Source organism: Ewingella sp. AOP9-I1-14 (genome assembly GCF_052375995.1).
Classification (GTDB): Bacteria; Pseudomonadota; Gammaproteobacteria; order Enterobacterales; family Enterobacteriaceae; genus Ewingella; species Ewingella allii.
In genome coordinates this window covers 452,687-468,797 of the sequence record NZ_JBQSVA010000001.1, presented here as the reverse complement: position 1 = coordinate 468,797, position 16,111 = coordinate 452,687, and the positions used below count along the sequence as shown (strand labels likewise).

16 protein-coding genes and 1 pseudogene are annotated in these 16,111 nt (G+C 46.3%); 9 read left to right on the top strand and 8 right to left on the bottom strand.

Annotation, left to right across the window (positions count from 1 at the left end):
• Positions 1 to 172: 172 nt before the first annotated feature.
• From ACT3RT_RS02285 to ACT3RT_RS02275, 3 genes are all read left to right on the top strand, one after another.
• Positions 173 to 1,708, top strand: a complete 1,536-nt coding sequence (locus ACT3RT_RS02285; protein ID WP_353502571.1) for a glucan biosynthesis protein G — start codon at positions 173 to 175, stop codon at positions 1,706 to 1,708.
• The gene (gene mdoH / locus ACT3RT_RS02280) at positions 1,701 to 4,286 is read left to right on the top strand and encodes a glucans biosynthesis glucosyltransferase MdoH (protein ID WP_496202441.1); all 2,586 of its coding nucleotides are present in this window, start codon (positions 1,701 to 1,703) and stop codon (positions 4,284 to 4,286) included. The genes ACT3RT_RS02285 and mdoH overlap by 8 nt, the downstream gene beginning before the upstream one ends.
• A gap of 124 nt (positions 4,287 to 4,410) precedes the next feature.
• Positions 4,411 to 4,641, top strand: a complete 231-nt coding sequence (locus tag ACT3RT_RS02275; RefSeq protein WP_353503992.1) for a YceK/YidQ family lipoprotein — start codon at positions 4,411 to 4,413, stop codon at positions 4,639 to 4,641.
• A gap of 16 nt (positions 4,642 to 4,657) precedes the next feature.
• Here ACT3RT_RS02275 and ACT3RT_RS02270 read toward each other — a convergent pair whose 3' ends face one another.
• Entirely contained in the window at positions 4,658 to 5,065 is a 408-nt protein-coding gene (locus tag ACT3RT_RS02270; protein WP_353502569.1) for a MysB family protein, read from the bottom strand.
• 617 nt (positions 5,066 to 5,682) lie between these two features.
• The gene (locus ACT3RT_RS02265) at positions 5,683 to 6,210 is read right to left on the bottom strand and encodes a hypothetical protein (protein ID WP_496202440.1); all 528 of its coding nucleotides are present in this window, start codon (positions 6,208 to 6,210) and stop codon (positions 5,683 to 5,685) included.
• A gap of 607 nt (positions 6,211 to 6,817) precedes the next feature.
• Here ACT3RT_RS02265 and ACT3RT_RS02260 point away from each other — a divergent pair.
• Together ACT3RT_RS02260 and ACT3RT_RS02255 are read left to right on the top strand one after the other, a co-directional pair.
• On the top strand, positions 6,818 to 7,201 hold the full coding sequence (locus ACT3RT_RS02260; RefSeq protein ID WP_496202439.1) for a S24 family peptidase: 384 nt from the start codon (positions 6,818 to 6,820) through the stop codon (positions 7,199 to 7,201).
• A gap of 115 nt (positions 7,202 to 7,316) precedes the next feature.
• Complete coding sequence (locus ACT3RT_RS02255; protein ID WP_496202438.1) at positions 7,317 to 7,565, top strand: hypothetical protein; 249 nt, start codon at positions 7,317 to 7,319, stop codon at positions 7,563 to 7,565.
• 17 nt (positions 7,566 to 7,582) lie between these two features.
• Here ACT3RT_RS02255 and ACT3RT_RS02250 read toward each other — a convergent pair whose 3' ends face one another.
• The 3 genes from ACT3RT_RS02250 to ACT3RT_RS02240 are packed head-to-tail and all read right to left on the bottom strand — an operon-like array spanning position 7,583 to position 9,279.
• A complete protein-coding gene (locus ACT3RT_RS02250; RefSeq protein ID WP_496202437.1) occupies positions 7,583 to 8,173 on the bottom strand; it encodes a DUF4326 domain-containing protein in 591 nt (196 codons plus the stop codon).
• Positions 8,170 to 8,607: a DUF488 domain-containing protein gene (locus tag ACT3RT_RS02245; RefSeq protein WP_496202436.1), complete on the bottom strand. Its 438-nt coding sequence runs from the start codon at positions 8,605 to 8,607 to the stop codon at positions 8,170 to 8,172. Before ACT3RT_RS02245 ends, ACT3RT_RS02250 begins: the two co-directional genes overlap by 4 nt.
• Positions 8,608 to 9,279, bottom strand: coding sequence for a dual OB domain-containing protein (locus ACT3RT_RS02240; RefSeq protein ID WP_496202435.1), 672 nt, complete (start codon positions 9,277 to 9,279; stop codon positions 8,608 to 8,610). It lies immediately after the preceding gene.
• Between the two features lie 177 nt (positions 9,280 to 9,456).
• Between ACT3RT_RS02240 and ACT3RT_RS02235 the strand changes: the two genes are divergently transcribed.
• The 3 genes and pseudogenes from ACT3RT_RS02235 (at position 9,457) to ACT3RT_RS02225 (ending at position 11,419) form a co-directional block, all read left to right on the top strand.
• Entirely contained in the window at positions 9,457 to 9,756 is a 300-nt protein-coding gene (locus ACT3RT_RS02235; RefSeq protein WP_496202434.1) for a hypothetical protein, read from the top strand.
• A gap of 56 nt (positions 9,757 to 9,812) precedes the next feature.
• A pseudogene (locus tag ACT3RT_RS02230) lies at positions 9,813 to 10,977 on the top strand (IS3 family transposase).
• A 166-nt stretch (positions 10,978 to 11,143) separates the two neighbouring features.
• On the top strand, positions 11,144 to 11,419 hold the full coding sequence (locus tag ACT3RT_RS02225) for a hypothetical protein (protein WP_496202433.1): 276 nt from the start codon (positions 11,144 to 11,146) through the stop codon (positions 11,417 to 11,419).
• Positions 11,420 to 11,496: 77 nt separating this feature from the next.
• On the opposite strand, the gene ACT3RT_RS02220 is transcribed toward ACT3RT_RS02225, so the two are convergent.
• Positions 11,497 to 12,492: a hypothetical protein gene (locus ACT3RT_RS02220; RefSeq protein WP_496202432.1), complete on the bottom strand. Its 996-nt coding sequence runs from the start codon at positions 12,490 to 12,492 to the stop codon at positions 11,497 to 11,499.
• Between the two features lie 537 nt (positions 12,493 to 13,029).
• Here ACT3RT_RS02220 and ACT3RT_RS02215 point away from each other — a divergent pair.
• Positions 13,030 to 13,428, top strand: a complete 399-nt coding sequence (locus ACT3RT_RS02215) for a VOC family protein (RefSeq protein WP_496202431.1) — start codon at positions 13,030 to 13,032, stop codon at positions 13,426 to 13,428.
• Between the two features lies 1 nt (position 13,429).
• Here ACT3RT_RS02215 and mdtG read toward each other — a convergent pair whose 3' ends face one another.
• Together mdtG and ACT3RT_RS02205 are read right to left on the bottom strand one after the other, a co-directional pair.
• Positions 13,430 to 14,668: a multidrug efflux MFS transporter MdtG gene (mdtG, locus tag ACT3RT_RS02210; RefSeq protein ID WP_034791418.1), complete on the bottom strand. Its 1,239-nt coding sequence runs from the start codon at positions 14,666 to 14,668 to the stop codon at positions 13,430 to 13,432.
• 272 nt (positions 14,669 to 14,940) lie between these two features.
• Positions 14,941 to 15,873 (bottom strand): Kdo(2)-lipid IV(A) acyltransferase, encoded by a 933-nt coding sequence (locus tag ACT3RT_RS02205; protein ID WP_353502566.1) that lies wholly within the window; start codon positions 15,871 to 15,873, stop codon positions 14,941 to 14,943.
• Positions 15,874 to 16,111 lie beyond the last annotated feature (238 nt).

Genomic DNA, 16,111 nt, shown 5'->3' with positions numbered 1-16,111 from the left:
CAACGAATTGATATCCTTGTGCCGTTGTGTGCTTAAACGGTTCATCAATGGGATGAACCATCAATCTCTCATGTTGTCGGAAACCTGACAGTTCAATTAAAATAGACTGAATGAGTTAAGCGCACGTAAAGGAGGGGATGTGCCGGGTAAAAATTTTTCCAAAGGGCCACGTATGACTAAAGTCCGTTTGCTGAGTGCCGCAGTGTTGATGTCCATGATTTCTTCATCTGCATGGGCTTTTTCTATTGATGATGTAGCTAAACAAGCAAAAGCGTTAGCTGACAAGGGCTATGAAGCTCCCAAAAGCAACCTGCCGTCTCAATTCCGTGATTTGAAATTTGCGGATTATCAACAAATTCAATTCAATCATGATAAAGCGTACTGGAAAAACCAGAACACGCCTTTCAAGCTTGAGTTCTATCATCAGGGGATGTACTTCGACACTCCGGTGAAAATCAATGAAGTGACGGCCAATACCGTTAAAGAGATTAAATACAATCCCGACTATTTCAATTTTGGCAATGTGAAGCATGATGCTGACACGGTCAAAAACCTCGGCTTTGCCGGTTTCAAAGTACTCTATCCAATTAATAAAGCGGATAAAGATGATGAAATCATGAGCGTGCTGGGTGCCAGCTATTTCCGCGTTATTGGTAAAGGTCAGGTGTATGGCCTGTCTGCCCGCGGCTTGGCTATCGACACCGCGCTGGCCTCTGGTGAAGAATTCCCTCGCTTCCGTGAGTTCTGGATTGAGCGCCCAAATCCAGATGAAAAGCACTTAGTCATTTACGCCTTGCTCGACTCTCCTCGTGCAACCGGTGCTTATCGCCTCGACGTTTACCCGGGTAAAGAAGCGACCGTTGACGTGCAATCCAAAGTTTACCTGCGCGACAAAGTCGGCAAACTGGGTATTGCTCCGCTGACCAGCATGTACTTGTTTGGTGCTAACCAGCCTTCGCCGGTGATGAATTACCGTCCGGCACTGCACGATTCCAACGGTCTTTCTATTCAGGCTGGCAATGGTGAATGGATTTGGCGTCCGCTGAATAATCCAAAACACCTGTCCGTGAGTCAGTTCACCATGGAAAATCCAAAAGGCTTTGGTCTGCTGCAACGCGGCCGTGACTTCTCCAACTTCGAGGATTTAGACGATCGTTACGATCTGCGTCCAAGTGGCTGGGTTGAAACTAAAGGCGATTGGGGCAAAGGCAAAGTCGAGCTGGTGGAAATTCCAACTGCTGATGAAACCAATGACAACATCGTGGCTTTCTGGACTCCGGATCAGTTGCCAGAAGTGGGTAAACCTTTAGATCTGAACTATCGCCTGCACTTCAGCCGTGAAGAAGAGAAATTGCACTCTCCTGATCTGGCGTGGGTACAGCGCACCATGCGCTCAACGGGGGACGTTAAGCAGTCCAACCTGACGCGTGATGCAGACGGTAGCGTGGCGTTCCTGGTGGACTTCGTCGGCCCTAACCTGAAAGCGCTGAAAGATGACACCCCGGTCGCTTCGCAGGTGAGTGTCGGTGACAACGGTGATCTGGTAGAAAATAATGTCCGCTATAATCCAGTAACTAAAGGCTGGCGTTTAACGCTGCGCCTGAAAGTGAAAGATCCTAAGAAGCCAATCGAAATGCGCGCTTCTCTGGTTAATGGCGAGAAAACACTGAGTGAAACTTGGAGCTATCAGCTGCCTGCCAATGAATAAGTCAACGCATTCTACTCAAGATTACGTAAAGGCTTTGCCGCTCTCTGAAGAGCAGAAAGCGGCGCTAATTCAGCAACTCCCTCAGTCCGAGGGAGAAGCCTTTGCGACCGTTCACCGCCAAATCGGCGGTGAATCAACGATGACTACTGACGTTTCCGACGCTGATGCCCCTCTGCTTTCCGTTAAGACGCGTGTGGCAGGAAGCTGGCCAGACGCCATGGAAAACGGCAGCTTGTCTGAAGTAGACAACGAAGGCCGCACCATTTTGAATGCCATGCCGCCGGTGAAGCGTTCCAGCATGTTCCCTGATGTTTGGCGTACCAACCCAGTAGGGCGTTTTTGGGACAGTCTGCGGGGGCGCAGCACCGTTTCCCGTCGCGACGGCTCATCTGAAATGCCAGAGTCGGAAAAAAGATGGCGTCACGCCGGTTCAGTGCGTCGCTACATTCTGCTGGTGTTGATGCTGGTGCAAACCGCCATCGCCACCTGGTACATGAAAACCATCTTGCCATATCAGGGCTGGGCGCTCATCGACCCCGCAGATATGTTGAATCAAGACTGGTTGCAATCCGTCTTGCAGTTACTGCCTTATGTCTTGCAGACCGGGATTCTGGTGCTGTTCGCCATCCTGTTCTGTTGGGTTTCGGCGGGCTTCTGGACCGCGCTGATGGGCTTCTTACAGCTGCTGATCGGGCGCGATAAATACAGTATTACCGCCTCGACGACCGGTAATGAGCCGCTAAACCCGAACAATCGCACCGCGCTTATCATGCCGATTTGTAATGAAGACGTAGAACGCGTATTCGCGGGCTTACGTACGACTTATGAATCCGTGAAAGCCACCGGCGATCTCGACCAGTTCGACATCTACGTCCTGAGTGACAGCTACGACCCGGATATCTGCGTGGCCGAGCAAAAGGCGTGGATGGAAGTGTGTCGCGACGTTGATGGCCATGGCCGCATCTTCTATCGTCGCCGTCGCCGCCGTGTAAAACGTAAAAGCGGCAACATTGATGACTGGTGCCGCCGCTGGGGCGGGGAATATGCCTACATGGTTATTCTCGATGCCGACAGCGTCATGAGTGGTGAATGTCTGACGGGCCTGGCACGTCTGATGGACGCCAACCCGAACGCCGGTATTATCCAGTCTGCGCCTAAGGCGTCTGGCATGGATACGCTGTACGCGCGCTGTCAGCAGTTTGCGACGCGCGTTTACGGCCCGCTGTTCACCGCCGGCCTGCATTTCTGGCAGTTGGGAGAGTCTCACTACTGGGGCCACAACGCTATTATCCGCGTGAAACCTTTCATTGAGCACTGCGCCCTTGCGCCGCTGCCGGGTGAAGGTTCCTTCGCGGGTTCTATCATGTCCCATGACTTCGTCGAAGCTGCCTTGATGCGTCGCGCGGGTTGGGGCGTGTGGATTGCTTATGACCTGCCGGGCAGTTATGAAGAGTTGCCACCGAACCTGCTGGACGAGCTGAAACGCGACCGCCGCTGGTGTCACGGTAACCTGATGAACTTCCGTCTGTTCTTAGTTAAAGGCATGCACCCGGTGCACCGCGCGGTGTTCCTGACGGGCGTGATGTCCTACCTGTCTGCTCCGCTGTGGTTTATGTTCCTGGCGCTGTCTACCGCGCTGCAAGTGGTGCATACACTGATGGAGCCGCAATACTTCCTGCAGCCAAGGCAGTTGTTCCCGGTCTGGCCGCAATGGCGTCCTGAGCTGGCGATAGCCCTGTTCTCCACCACGTTGGTGCTGCTGTTCTTACCTAAATTGCTGAGTATTGTGCTGATTTGGGCCAAGGGCGCGAAAGAGTATGGCGGCGGCATTCGTCTGTTCTTCTCTATGCTGCTTGAGATGCTGTTCTCCGTCTTGCTGGCTCCAGTGCGCATGCTGTTCCACACTGTCTTCGTGGTGAGCGCGTTCTTGGGTTGGGAAGTGGTGTGGAACTCTCCACAGCGTGATGATGACGACACCCCTTGGGGCGAAGCCTTCAAGCGCCACGGTTCACAGCTGCTGTTGGGTGCCGTGTGGGCTGGCGGGATGGCGTGGCTGGACCTGCGCTTCCTGTGGTGGCTGGCGCCAATCGTCTTCTCACTGATTCTGTCGCCTTTCGTTTCCGTGCTGTCGAGCCGTGCAACGCTGGGTATTAAGAGCAAGAAAGCCAAACTGTTCTTGATCCCTGAAGAGTACAATCCGCCACGCGAGCTGGTGGCTACTGACGAATACCTGATGCTGAACCGTTCTCGTTCACTGAAAAACGGCTTCATGCACGCGGTATTTGACCCAAGCTTCAATGCACTGGCAACGGCCATGGCGACCTCGCGTCACCTGCTGCGCCCAAGCATTGAGAATGGCCGTCAGTATCGTCTGGAGCAGGCATTCAATACCGGGCCGAAAGCCTTGAGCAAAGCAGACCGCCTGGTCCTGCTGAGTGACCCGGTGATCATGGCACGTCTGCACTCTGCGGTCTGGACTCAACCTGATCAACACGCGTGGAGCGCCTACTACAGCGAGCTGCCGCGTAACGTTCAGGCTTTCCCTGAGACACAGACTCTGGAAGCCAAGCCGGTCTAAATGCCTTGAGTTAACGCTGTTGTAAAGCACAACGGTGAGAGAGATAAAAGGCAGGATGCATCAGCATCCTGCCTTTTTTATGAGTGGTTTTTTATCAGCGGGGAAGGGTGTGACAAGACATTCAATGCTACGCGCTGTCGCCCTCGGGGCGCTGGTCATTACCCTGACAGGCTGCGGCAGCATTATCAGCCGAACCGTTCCGGGGCAGGGGCACGGTAATCAATACTACCCGGGCGTGCAGTGGGACGTGCGAGACGGCCCGTGGCGCTATGTCACTATTATCGACGTTCCGCTGTCGATGATTGTCGACACCTTCATGCTGCCGATTGACGCCCGCCACGGGCCCTATGAGTGAGGGATTGCTTCGGGCGTTAGTCTATATCCTTGCCCGGGTAATCATCCTCATCATCCCACTCATCGGCCGCGGCTTTGCCCTCTTCGGTATCTAAGGGCGGCTCATACTGATATTCACCTTCGTCCCATTCGTAGAGCGTACCTTCGTCCAGCCACTCCTCCTCCAGCTCTTGCGCGTCGTAGTCGCCATCAAAAATAGCCTGAGCCGCCTCGCCGCTGCGGAAATTGGTGCTCTCAACGGCATCGCCATCGCGGGTAAAGAACTCAGCTTCCCACATGATATCGCCGTCCTGCATCACATACTTTTGCAGGTTGAACTGTTCAGGGATCGCCTCTTCATCGTTATCGGTGGCGTCTCGCGCAGCCTCAAGAAACACTTCCCGGGCGGCATCAACGGCTTCTTCTAAGGTTGCATACATGCTCATCTTTTTCTCCTGAGTTGCTTTCACGAGGGTTGTGGATAATGTTTAATGCGTTAGTTATTAGGCGCTAACGGCTGAGTTATAAAATTTCTGTGTGTTGTTTTTCTAACTCACTAATTGTTGACGCTGTGGCTGAGGTTGCAAGTTTTCACCCGCTAATAACGCAGAAATTAACCGGTTTTTTGTTTTTTTCAGAACACTTCACCCACAGGGAGATTGGCGCTCATGGTTTCACGTCAGGCGGTTTTGCGCATTGCTCGTCCATCCGACAATATTCGGCAGATTGCGCAGATGTATCAGCAGGTGAGATTAAAGAAGGCTGCATGCTGATCGAGTCTGTTGGCTTTTTCACGCTTAAACAAGGTTACGACGCTATCAATGTGTATCGAACGTGCTAACCAAAAGTCAAAACGAAAAGCATTTTTTTAAAAAAGTTTGATCGTCGTAAAGAAAAATCGCTAGAGACTAGCGTTGCGCTGGCCAACAGCACGCCCGATTGGCTTTCACTGAGTACTTAATTTCTTTGCGGCATTGCTATCGCACCTACACCAAACAAACCCATATAGAGTTGGTTTTTTGTATTTACTGGTTAATTTTTATGCAGAACTGCTATAAGTGAGTTAATAGTTGATAGGTATTTTTGTCGGAAACTCAAATATTTCTTCAATGCGTTTCATACAAAATTCTGACATTTCATTAATTGCATCTCGCAACTCACCTAATTTTGGATAATCTTGATGTTCGCAAGGGGAAAAATATTCTGATAAAGATAAGCAGGTGTCACAATACTTAAAAAGCAAAGAAATATCGTCATACAATATATCGGGAACACCTACATCCCAGCGTTTGCATGCATCTAATGATTTTTTAAGAAGAAATATCCTAACAATCAACTGTTGAGCGTTATTTTGAAACTCAGTTTTTTTATCTTTGTTCCCCCGTAGCTTTCTGATTTCTATAGAGAACATTGAAATTACACCTATTATTTTATCTCTCTCTTCTAATAAATTGGATATATGATTTAAAGCTGACTCGTATTTTTTTTGAGCTAACCATTTATTAGCATTAAAAGCAGCATAAACAGCAGCACTTGCCATCGCAATATTGCAGGCTGCACTAAGTAAATCAGAAAAATTACCAAACTCCATGACATGAACCTTGTTAAAAATTGGAAGTACTAAACACAGATAGATAGCAACGATTGATATAAGTAATATGTCTATTTTTCTCATTATTGTGATCTTCAATATTAGGGGTTCTACCAACCAGAGACAGCAACATTTTGAACGTCCCGTTCTCATGAGGTATCGATAGCTGGTAGAAGTACTTAATCTTAAAGCAAATGAGCCAGATTCTAAAGTGTTAGCACGGTTTATCAGGCCATTAAGGTACTAATGCTGTCCAAAATTTTATTTCCTTCCAAAATAACACGATATCCAGAATACGCAATTTTGCTCTTTACAGAATAGAAAATACGTGATTATGCTGTATGTATAAACAGATATTTTGAGGTGAAAATGGCAAAGTATTCAGATATCAAAAGTGCGTTCGTGTTGAGTGTTACCCAAGCCCCTAAAAAAGCATCGTGGTTACTACTCAGTCCTTTGTTAATGAGCTGGTTCAACTGAATCACCATTGGTCGTTAGAAGAAGCTAATCGCTGGATATCCCATCATCAAAGCTTCTTCCGGGACTACACGGATCACGAGGGTGAGAATAAAGCCTAGTTCTTCATGAACATGGGGTACATACGCTAATGGGCTTCCCATCGCCAGCTGCTGACTATATTCATAGCCGCATAGACTTGAATCAAGTTTGTAGGTGCACAGATCCATCAGTATGCTTGTTTGTTGCAGAGCGGTCACATGGCATGGGTATTGTTTCAGGAACTATGTTACTTGTTGATGGAGCTATCAAACCAGTACACAGGAATATAGTACTTGCCACGATTAATGGTGACGTTGATGTATGGCGGTTATACACAATCGCTCGTTATGGCCTGGAGTCACTTGCAGATACGGGAACGTTTCTCCTTTTCGGGAATGAGTTCATGTATGACGAGGTGATGATAGAGGGAGTGGTGACGTTTATCATCTATGATGAAAGGAATGATGTCTTTGATGATAGTCCGTATATGTAATATTTTATAAAGAAAAAGCCACTCATTTGAGTGGCTTTTTTTGTGCCTGAATAGAGCGTATCCGTTTAGACGTGTATTCAGTACTCCAGCACTAAAAAAATGGAGTACAAGAAAGATGATTACACAATACGACGAAGGATATCTATTCACCTATTCAAATACACAATACCGAATCTACAACCCGTACTTATTAGAATCAGAGGATAAATTATATGCTGATGACTTCATCATAGAAGACCGAAACTTTAATCAATACAACTTAGCTAAGCCATTGTTTGAGTACTTAACAAACGCAACAACCGAGCATTGGTATGAGTTTGTAGTAGAAGCAGCAGCCAAGCTAAGATCTATTCTTGCAGAATAAAAAAATAAGAATGTTGATTACTCACCATCATCTATTTGATTCAGATATTCAGCAAGTACGTCGCCATGGCAAGCGTAGGGCTTACAATGGCAACCTAATGTGTGACCACGAAGTAATTTAAGCTTTTCATTGAACTCATCCCCCCCACGTAGAAAGCCGCGTTCAAAGTCATATGCAAACTTACGTATAACTTCATCTCTATCACCATCCGTGCCGATAGCATATGGATTGCCCCAAAGTGTGCCACGTCCTATGTACGTATCAAACGCCTCCCCCCTGTCTTTGTTCGAAACAGCGGTAATTTTGTCTTTAATATAACGTACTGGGATTGTCTTCTCTAAGGTTTGATGTTCTATCGAAAGGCGGGGATTAAGCTCTGAATCGAATATAACAGCATGGGTAGCATCAATCGAACTAATATTATTCAATAACATATGGTCAATTTGGGCTAATGAATCATAATTAAACATAGAAGCAATTAGCCCTTTAGGATCTTCAAAATACAGGATCTTGTATTCATCAGTGTTCGCCAAAATACGGGTAAGTTTTCGTTCAAATTTACCTTTAGAAGCAAAATCCGGATGATACATGATAAGTATTTTAATCATATCAAGTGCTTAACCTCAAAATCTGTGTTCCAGTGTTTGTTTAAATATTCTATCACAAGACGTCGGTGGCAATGATGAGGTTTGTGCTCACTGCAAAGTAAGCAGCTATCTGAAATTAATTCTTTATCAATTCGCTCCATGTTACGTTTCGCCATAAGATTCAAGAAGTTATCTTCATATTCTTCCCATGGCACATTACCTTTTTTATATGGATCTAACATTTCTTTTGTAGGAGCTAGATCTGGTACATGAACATAATCAACATCACAAAGTTCACGAAGAAAGTACTGCAAATCTTTCTTCTTAGCGAATCCAGCAAGCTGAGATACGTTGTTGAGCCGTACATCAACCAAAGTTTTAATAGATTGCGACTTAATTAAGTTAAAGAATTTCTCAGCACTTTTTTCAGTAAAACCTATAGAATATATGTTCATCTACATAACCTCAGCCAAAACTTTATAATGATAACTCCCTGCTATATTAGCATACACATCCAATGCCAAGCTAATAGTTAAGAAGTTTTTATTTTTTGGATGATTTCCTATTGGTTTATCTTGAAAGTAATTAATCCATTTATGGTCTGTGACTCTTAAATTATAAGTTATATTTTCATAAGTAAACTGAGCACGAACTTTTATAGGGTCATTGTTCCAACGACTGGTGATAAAGATTATTTGTTCAACATAAATAAAGTACAAGCTATTATGAATAGTCGCCGCTTCGTCAGGAGAAATTTGGTCATAATGACCACTAGCAGTGGAATGGTTGTTATGCCATAAAGTGGTTGGCTCATCACATAGAAGATTTAACTGATCATGGCTTGAGCTGTAAGTATCTATTTTTATCCAAGTTGCGGCTGTGTCAATTTTATAATTTTCACTTTGGAATTTCTGAGGTTTATACTCAGAAACTTTAATTTTAATAATATCTAGAGGGTTGGCATATGTTTGATCTTCATAAAGACAATTCTGATCGGAAATGGCACCAAATTGGTTAAGTGGCCTTATCCAATCCCCAATAGTGCCATCAGGATTTATTACTTTCCCAGCTACACAATAGTCATTGTTCTTTTTTGATTTACTTAAGCAAACAAAGGTCTTTTCCATGTTAAAACCCTCCAAATTAGATGTAACAAATTATTACCATAAGATAAATCCGAAATCAAGCTAAAGGTTCTCCCAGAGGCTTTGAAATACTTCGTAGTTTCGAGCTGAAAGCTATTTTTTATATATGAAGTTTCAAACCCCATTCATTCATTTTCCACGCCAGCCACAGGACAAAACATGACAGACAAATTAACCTACAAACACCTTGCACAAATCTATGGCTTTGACGCTGCAACGGTAAGCCGAGAGTGGAAAGCAAAGGGACACGACATATCACAAGAACCAGAGGAAATTTTTCTTTGTGTTAACGAGAACGTGCTCAAGCCTCTGGGGGACAATACCTACCTGAAAGAGCAGCAGGCCAAAGAAAATCTACGACTCACGAAAGTAAAAGCTGACCAGGCAGAATTAGAGGCGGCTGTGCTTGCCGGGTCATTAATTTCTGTTGAGTACTGTAGTGGTGTAGTGGTTTGCTGAATTTGGCCACCTAAACAGAGGCGATATGCTCACCTCAGAACAACACAGGTGCTCCAATGAAAAGAAGAAATTTTAGTCCTGAATTCAAACGCGAATCCGCTCAGTTGGTTGTCGATCAAAACTACACCGTCTCTGATGCCGCTAAGGCTATGGATGTCGGTCTTTCCACGTTGACGAAATGGGTCAAGCAACTGTGTGAAGAGCGTCAGGGCAAAACACCAAAATCCTCTCCGATAACACCGGAACAAATCGAAATACGTGAGCTGAAGAAAAACTACAACGTATTGAAATGGAGAACGAAATATTAAAAAAGGCTACCGCGCTCTTGATGTCAGACTCCCTGAACAGTTCTCGATAATCGTGAAACTCAGAGCGCGTTATCCTGTGGCCACTCTCTGCTATGTGTTTGGTGTTCATCGCAGCAGCTATAAATACTGGAAAAATCGCCCTGAAAAACCAGACGGCAGACGGACTGCGTTACGAAGTCAGGTACTTGAGCTGCATGGCATCAGCCACGGATCGGCCGGAGCAAGAAGCATCGCCACAATGGCAACGCAGAGAGGCTACCAGATGGGGGCTGGCTTGCTGGCAGGCTCATGAAAGAACTGAGGCTGGTCAGTTGCCAGCAGGCGATTCACCGGTATAAGCGTGGCGGTCATGAACACGTTGCTATCCCGAATCACCTTGAGCGACAGTTCGCCGTAACAGAGCCAAACCTGGTGTTGCGGTGATGTGACCTATATCTGGACAGGCAAACGCTGGACATACCTCGCTGCTGTACTCGATCTGTTTGCAAGAAAGCCAGTGGGCTGGGCAATGTCGTTCTCGCCGGACAGTAGACTCACCATGAAAGCACTGGAAATGGCATGGGAAACTCGGGGTAAGCCCGCAGGAGTGATGCTCCACAGCGATCAGGGCAGTCATTATACGAGCAGGCAGTTCCGGCAGTTACTGTGGCGCTACCGGATCAGACAGAGTATGAGCCGGCGTAGAAACTGTTGGGATAATAGCCCAATGGAACGCTTGTTCCGGAGTCTGAAAAACGAATGGGTGCCAGTGACAGGTTACGTAAGCTTCAGCAATGCGACTCACGCCATAACGGACTATATCGTTGGATATTACAGCGCGCTCAGGCCGCACGAATATAACGGTGGGTTGCCACCAAACGAATCAGAAAATCGATACTGGAAAAACTCTAACGCGGTGGCCAGTTTTTGTTGACCACTACATTCTTAGTATTATGGAATTATGTAGTGAGACCGTTGGTAACTCTATGCGGAGTGTTACTACCAACTATACCACTTGATGAAGTGTGGAAATTACTTATAATCTTGATTGGTGGAAGTTGATAATGTTTTTTGTACGTTATTAATATGAAGAGGTATTCATGCCAGATGATGAGAAGATACGTTCTATTGATGAAATCATTCAAGATTTAGTCTCTAAAGCAAAAATTATGGTAACTGTTGATTTTGATAAGTTAGAATCGGAGGGGGTTGTAGAAAAAGTTAGGGGAGGTTATCTAGTAAAGAAATATTCTCTTGTTCCTGAAACTGCAATGCGATATTTAGTAAAATCCATTACACCTACTAAAACTGGTACAAAAAACATTTTATTCAAGCCATCTAAGAATATTACTAATTTAGCTTCTAAGAATAACTGATTCAATATTCAAAGTGTAGAAATCTATCTTGATGAAGATGATTAAATGGAGAAGCCCCTTTTGGGGCTTTCTAAAACTTAATGAATTTTGTTTTTCTTAAACTTCATAACAATTTTGTTAAATCTGACCGTGCACTTGTCAAATTTAGTTTTAGTATCTTCCTCTATTTTGGTGCATTTCAACTTTATCTTATCATCTTTAATTGCAACATTTTTATTAAGTGTCATTATGGTTTTGACAGTGGTTAGTTTATCCTTAGTATTTGCACAGACATAATATAGGTTATTCAAGCTGCTCTCTTGAGTGAAGTCAGCGGTGTCCTTCTTATACTTAGCATAAAGGTTTTCTATGTCCGTAAATTCCGATAGGGTCCTAACGTAACCTTTTAGTTTTGGAGTTGATAACGATTCTATATTTGTAGAACATGCTTCATTAAACACAACTATTATATTTGTAATTCTCCCTAATAAACTTTCATAATCTTGTGATGATGGTAATGGGGAGAATGTGCATAGCTTCTCAACATACCAGTTGCTTGTCATACCTTTTTCACCCCTAGAATGTCGTAAAACATCTATATATAGATCCCAATTTTTTGTTTTTTGAGCTTGATTTATGTATATCAAAACTATATCAGGGAACCCTTTATATAAATGGTCTGCTCTTTTCTTAATTAATTCGATACTATTTTTTAACTCATTATGTTGAGAAGTTAATGAAAAAAAATTTTCTTTATAATTGAGCAGTTTTTCTAAATTCTCTCTTCTGTCTAACTCGGCATCTATACGATTTTTTTCCTGAACAAAAATTGTGCTTTCTCCGAAATACTTATCGCCGCAGTATCCTCCAATTAATCCTTCCATGCCATTTTGAGTAACTCCAACATAGCCAATTTGGTGTTTATTTCCACAGATACCATGATCGCTTCTCACTTGGCACTGAACACTTTCACTTAGGCGGTATCGACCTATTAGAGTATGAAAATTTTCAACGGTAATATTCACATTTGAAGAATAATTTGGGCGTGAAGTAATCTGTTCAACACTTGCAAAAGATTCCGAATTATTGCTCATAGAATTTTCCCCTCACAATTATATCTGGTTAGATAAACAGCATGGTTAAATGTACAGCCCTGGACGTCCTTTTGCAATACCTTAAGTGTATGTTTTGCTGCCGATCTAACACTATGTAGTGTTTTGTTTATATTAATGCAATACATATAGTGTTTATTGTGCAGGGTGTCCGTTAGAAGCAGTGGGGGAATGGATACTTTGATTTACAATGACAAATGGAATGGGACAAATGTAGTATGTGAGGTAGTTACGCTTGAGTACTGATGAATTATGTATTTTGTTTTACCCTGCTTCTAAGGTTGCATACATGCTCATCTTTTTCTCCTGAGTTGCTTTCACGAGGATTGTGGATAATGTTTAATGCGTTAGTTATTAGGCGCTAACGGCTGAGTTATAAAAGTTCTGTGTGTTGTTTTTCTAACTCACTAATTGTTGACGCTGTGGCTGAGGTTGCAAGTTTTCACCCGCTAATAACGCAGAAATTAACCGGTTTTTTGTTTTTTTCAGAACACTTCACCCACAGGGAGATTGGCGCTCATGGTTTCACGTCAGGCGGTTTTGCGCATTGCTCGTCCAACCGACAATATTCGGCAGATTGCGCAGATGTATCAGCAGGGTTTGGGGTTTGAACTGTTAGGGCAGTTTGAGGATCACCAAGGCTTTGACGGCATGATCATCGGGCATCCCACTCACCATTATCATCTTGAGTTCACTCACCATCGCGGTACGCGGGTGGGCAGGGCGCCGACGCAGGACAATCTGTTGGTGTTTTACATCCCGAATGCCGAAGAGTGGCAGCGGCAGTGTGAGCAGATGGAGCAGGCGGGGTTTGTGAAAGTCGCGTCTTATAACCCTTATTGGGATCAAACCGGCAGCACCTTTGAAGATGCTGACGGCTATCGGGTGGTTCTCGCAAAACGCGACTGGGCGGCCTGAATTACTCGACGGTGACTTCGCGCTGGCGGCGTTGCAGGCTCCAGTAGGAGTAGACGGCGTTGAACAGCACCACCAGCGCGGTGACGCAGAATACCGTGCGGAAGCCGTAACTTGCCGAGACGGCGGCACCCAGCAGCGGGCCGGTCACGTTACCCACGTCGCGGAATGACTGGTTATAGCTGAACACTCGCCCGGCCACCTGATTGGTGCAGTTATAGATAAGCAACGTTTGCACCGCAGGCAGCAGCGCGCCGTCAGCCGCGCCGAGCATAAAGCGCAGAATCCCCAGTTGTAGCGGGTTTTGTACAAAGGCCATCGGGATCAGCAGCAGCACCGACACCCCGAGCATCGCCACCAGAATCTTCTCCGGGCCAATCCTGTCACCCAGCTTACCCAGCCTTGGCGCACTCATCAGCGCCGCCACGCCCGGCACCGAGGCGATCATGCCGCTGATAAAGGCCAGGTTCTGCGTGTTCCCCGCCAGTTCGCGGACGTACAGCGTCAAGATTGGCGCAATCGACCCCGTCGCCACCTGAATAATCATGGTGGTAATGAATAGGCACAGCACTAACTTGGGATTTTTCAGCGAGGCGAAAACCTGTTTGCGATTCAGCATATCCTTCTTGTTAACCGGCATAAACTGTTCGCGAATGAAGTATAACGTCATGATAAAGCACAGGAAAAGCACGAAGGCGGTGATGAAGAACACCGGGCGAAGCCCGTAGCTGTCGGCCAGCAGCCCGCCGACCAGTGGGCCAATCAAAGCGCCGCTAACCGCGCCCGTGGATAAAGTCCCTAGCGCCCAGCCACTTTTATTGCGGGGGATTTGAGTAGCAATCAGCGCGTTGGCGTTGGGCACAAAGCCGCCGAGCAGGCCGAGCAGAGCACGTAACACCAGAAACTGCCAAATATTGGTTGCCAGACCCATCAAGGCCATCACAATCGCCATGCCGAGGGCAGAGCGCAACAGCATGATTTTACGACCTTTACGGTCAGCCAGGCTGCCCCAGAAGGGTGAGGCGATGGCGGAGAACAGGAACGTAATGCTGAACACCAGGCCGGACCACATGTTCAGGGATTCATGGCCGGTTACACCGAGGGTTTCAACGTACAGGGGCAGGAAGGGCATGATCAGACTGAATGCTGCGCCAGTCAGGAAACATCCTATCCAAGCAACGAAGAGATTTCGCTTCCAATTTATAGGGTCTGGTGCCGTTTCTGCTGCGGGTTCCGATGTCATAAATTACCGATATGAAAGGTCCATTGGCTCTGAGCTGTCGGGCGAGTGCCAGAGCGGATTAACTATCATGCGTTAGTGTGATAATTATGCGCCTATTAATCAGTCACATCAATGATGTTACGGAAAAGTTAACGCAGAAAATAAAATACCGGTTTAAGAATTTTGCTGCATTGCAAAAGATCAATGATTAGCGAGATAAGTATTACGCAGAGGGCAGGAGGCGGGGCTGGGAAAGCCCAAGGCAGTGCACCTTGGGCGGCAAAACGCAGACATTATTCGAGAGCTTGATATAAAGACGGTTCACCCTCTGGACGGGTTTTAAAGCGACGGTGCAGCCACATGTACTGCTCAGGCGCGAGGCGAATCTCATCCTCAACCACTTTATTCATATAAGCCGCAGCGACCACTTCATCTTCCAGCGGGAAGTTTTCAACTGCCGGATGAAGAAGTAACTCATAGCCCTTACCGTTTTCCAAACGGCGCGGCGTGAACGGAATGATCGCCGGTTTACCCATGCGAGCCAGCAGGTAAGTCCCGGTGGTGGTCGCGGCTTTGTCCACGGCGAAGAAGGGCACGAAGACGCTGCTGCGCGGGCCGTAGTCGTGGTCCGGCGCGTACCAGATGATGTCACCCTGTTTCAGGCTGCGGATCATGCCTTTCAGGTCTTTGCGGTCGATCATCGCTTTATTGGAGCGCATGCGGCCTTTAGTCTGGATCCAATCCATCAGTTTGTTATCGTGCGGGCGATAGACCCCAACCCCCGGATTATGGATGCCGAAGATGCGCGCGCCGAGTTCCAGCGTCAGGAAGTGGACGCCGATCAGCAATACGCCTTGCTGGTTGTCTCGCGCTTTCTGGATGTGCTCAAGCCCGCTGACTTTGAACCAGCGTTCAATACGCCGGTCTGGCCAGAACCACGCCATGCCCGTTTCAAACAGCCCCATCCCCACGGATTCAAAATTCTTCAGCACCATATGGTCGCGCTGTTCAGGGCTCATTTCTGGGAAGCAGAGTTCGAGATTGCGTTGAGCAATATTAAAGCGGCGTCTTAAAAAACGCATAGAAAAACGGCCTAGCCCGGTACCCAGACGATAAATAACCGGGTACGGCAGAAGCACCAGCAGATAAAGCAGGCCTAATCCTAGCCATGTTATCCAATAACGTGGATGCAGTAGTGAACGTGTAAAGGTCGGTACCTGAGTCATAAAATCTCTGCGTCAATGTGTCGAAGTAAGAAGATATAAGCTCTGTCTATATGCAGTAGCCAGCCACAGAAAACACACCACAACCCGGCTTTCATAGCCGCTGCGAGTCATTCCCTTAAGCGAAGTGACGTATTGTGGCATTTTTTAGGTTTCAGGTGAAAATTAACGGCATGAATAGTTCATTTGTTAGCTATCTGCCTATCAATAGCGCAAAGGGTGCCGCTTTTGTGAGCAAAGC

Bases quoted from the DNA above. Each gene is read 5' to 3' on its own strand.
- ACT3RT_RS02285 (WP_353502571.1), top strand. From the start codon at position 173: ATGACTAAAGTCCGTTTGCTGAGTGCCGCAGTGTTGATGTCCATGATT.
- mdoH (WP_496202441.1), top strand. From the start codon at position 1,701: ATGAATAAGTCAACGCATTCTACTCAAGATTACGTAAAGGCTTTGCCG.
- ACT3RT_RS02275 (WP_353503992.1), top strand. From the start codon at position 4,411: ATGCTACGCGCTGTCGCCCTCGGGGCGCTGGTCATTACCCTGACAGGC.
- ACT3RT_RS02270 (WP_353502569.1), bottom strand. From the start codon at position 5,065: ATGAGCATGTATGCAACCTTAGAAGAAGCCGTTGATGCCGCCCGGGAA.
- ACT3RT_RS02265 (WP_496202440.1), bottom strand. From the start codon at position 6,210: ATGGAGTTTGGTAATTTTTCTGATTTACTTAGTGCAGCCTGCAATATT.
- ACT3RT_RS02260 (WP_496202439.1), top strand. From the start codon at position 6,818: ATGGGCTTCCCATCGCCAGCTGCTGACTATATTCATAGCCGCATAGAC.
- ACT3RT_RS02255 (WP_496202438.1), top strand. From the start codon at position 7,317: ATGATTACACAATACGACGAAGGATATCTATTCACCTATTCAAATACA.
- ACT3RT_RS02250 (WP_496202437.1), bottom strand. From the start codon at position 8,173: ATGATTAAAATACTTATCATGTATCATCCGGATTTTGCTTCTAAAGGT.
- ACT3RT_RS02245 (WP_496202436.1), bottom strand. From the start codon at position 8,607: ATGAACATATATTCTATAGGTTTTACTGAAAAAAGTGCTGAGAAATTC.
- ACT3RT_RS02240 (WP_496202435.1), bottom strand. From the start codon at position 9,279: ATGGAAAAGACCTTTGTTTGCTTAAGTAAATCAAAAAAGAACAATGAC.
- ACT3RT_RS02235 (WP_496202434.1), top strand. From the start codon at position 9,457: ATGACAGACAAATTAACCTACAAACACCTTGCACAAATCTATGGCTTT.
- ACT3RT_RS02225 (WP_496202433.1), top strand. From the start codon at position 11,144: ATGCCAGATGATGAGAAGATACGTTCTATTGATGAAATCATTCAAGAT.
- ACT3RT_RS02220 (WP_496202432.1), bottom strand. From the start codon at position 12,492: ATGAGCAATAATTCGGAATCTTTTGCAAGTGTTGAACAGATTACTTCA.
- ACT3RT_RS02215 (WP_496202431.1), top strand. From the start codon at position 13,030: ATGGTTTCACGTCAGGCGGTTTTGCGCATTGCTCGTCCAACCGACAAT.
- mdtG (WP_034791418.1), bottom strand. From the start codon at position 14,668: ATGACATCGGAACCCGCAGCAGAAACGGCACCAGACCCTATAAATTGG.
- ACT3RT_RS02205 (WP_353502566.1), bottom strand. From the start codon at position 15,873: ATGACTCAGGTACCGACCTTTACACGTTCACTACTGCATCCACGTTAT.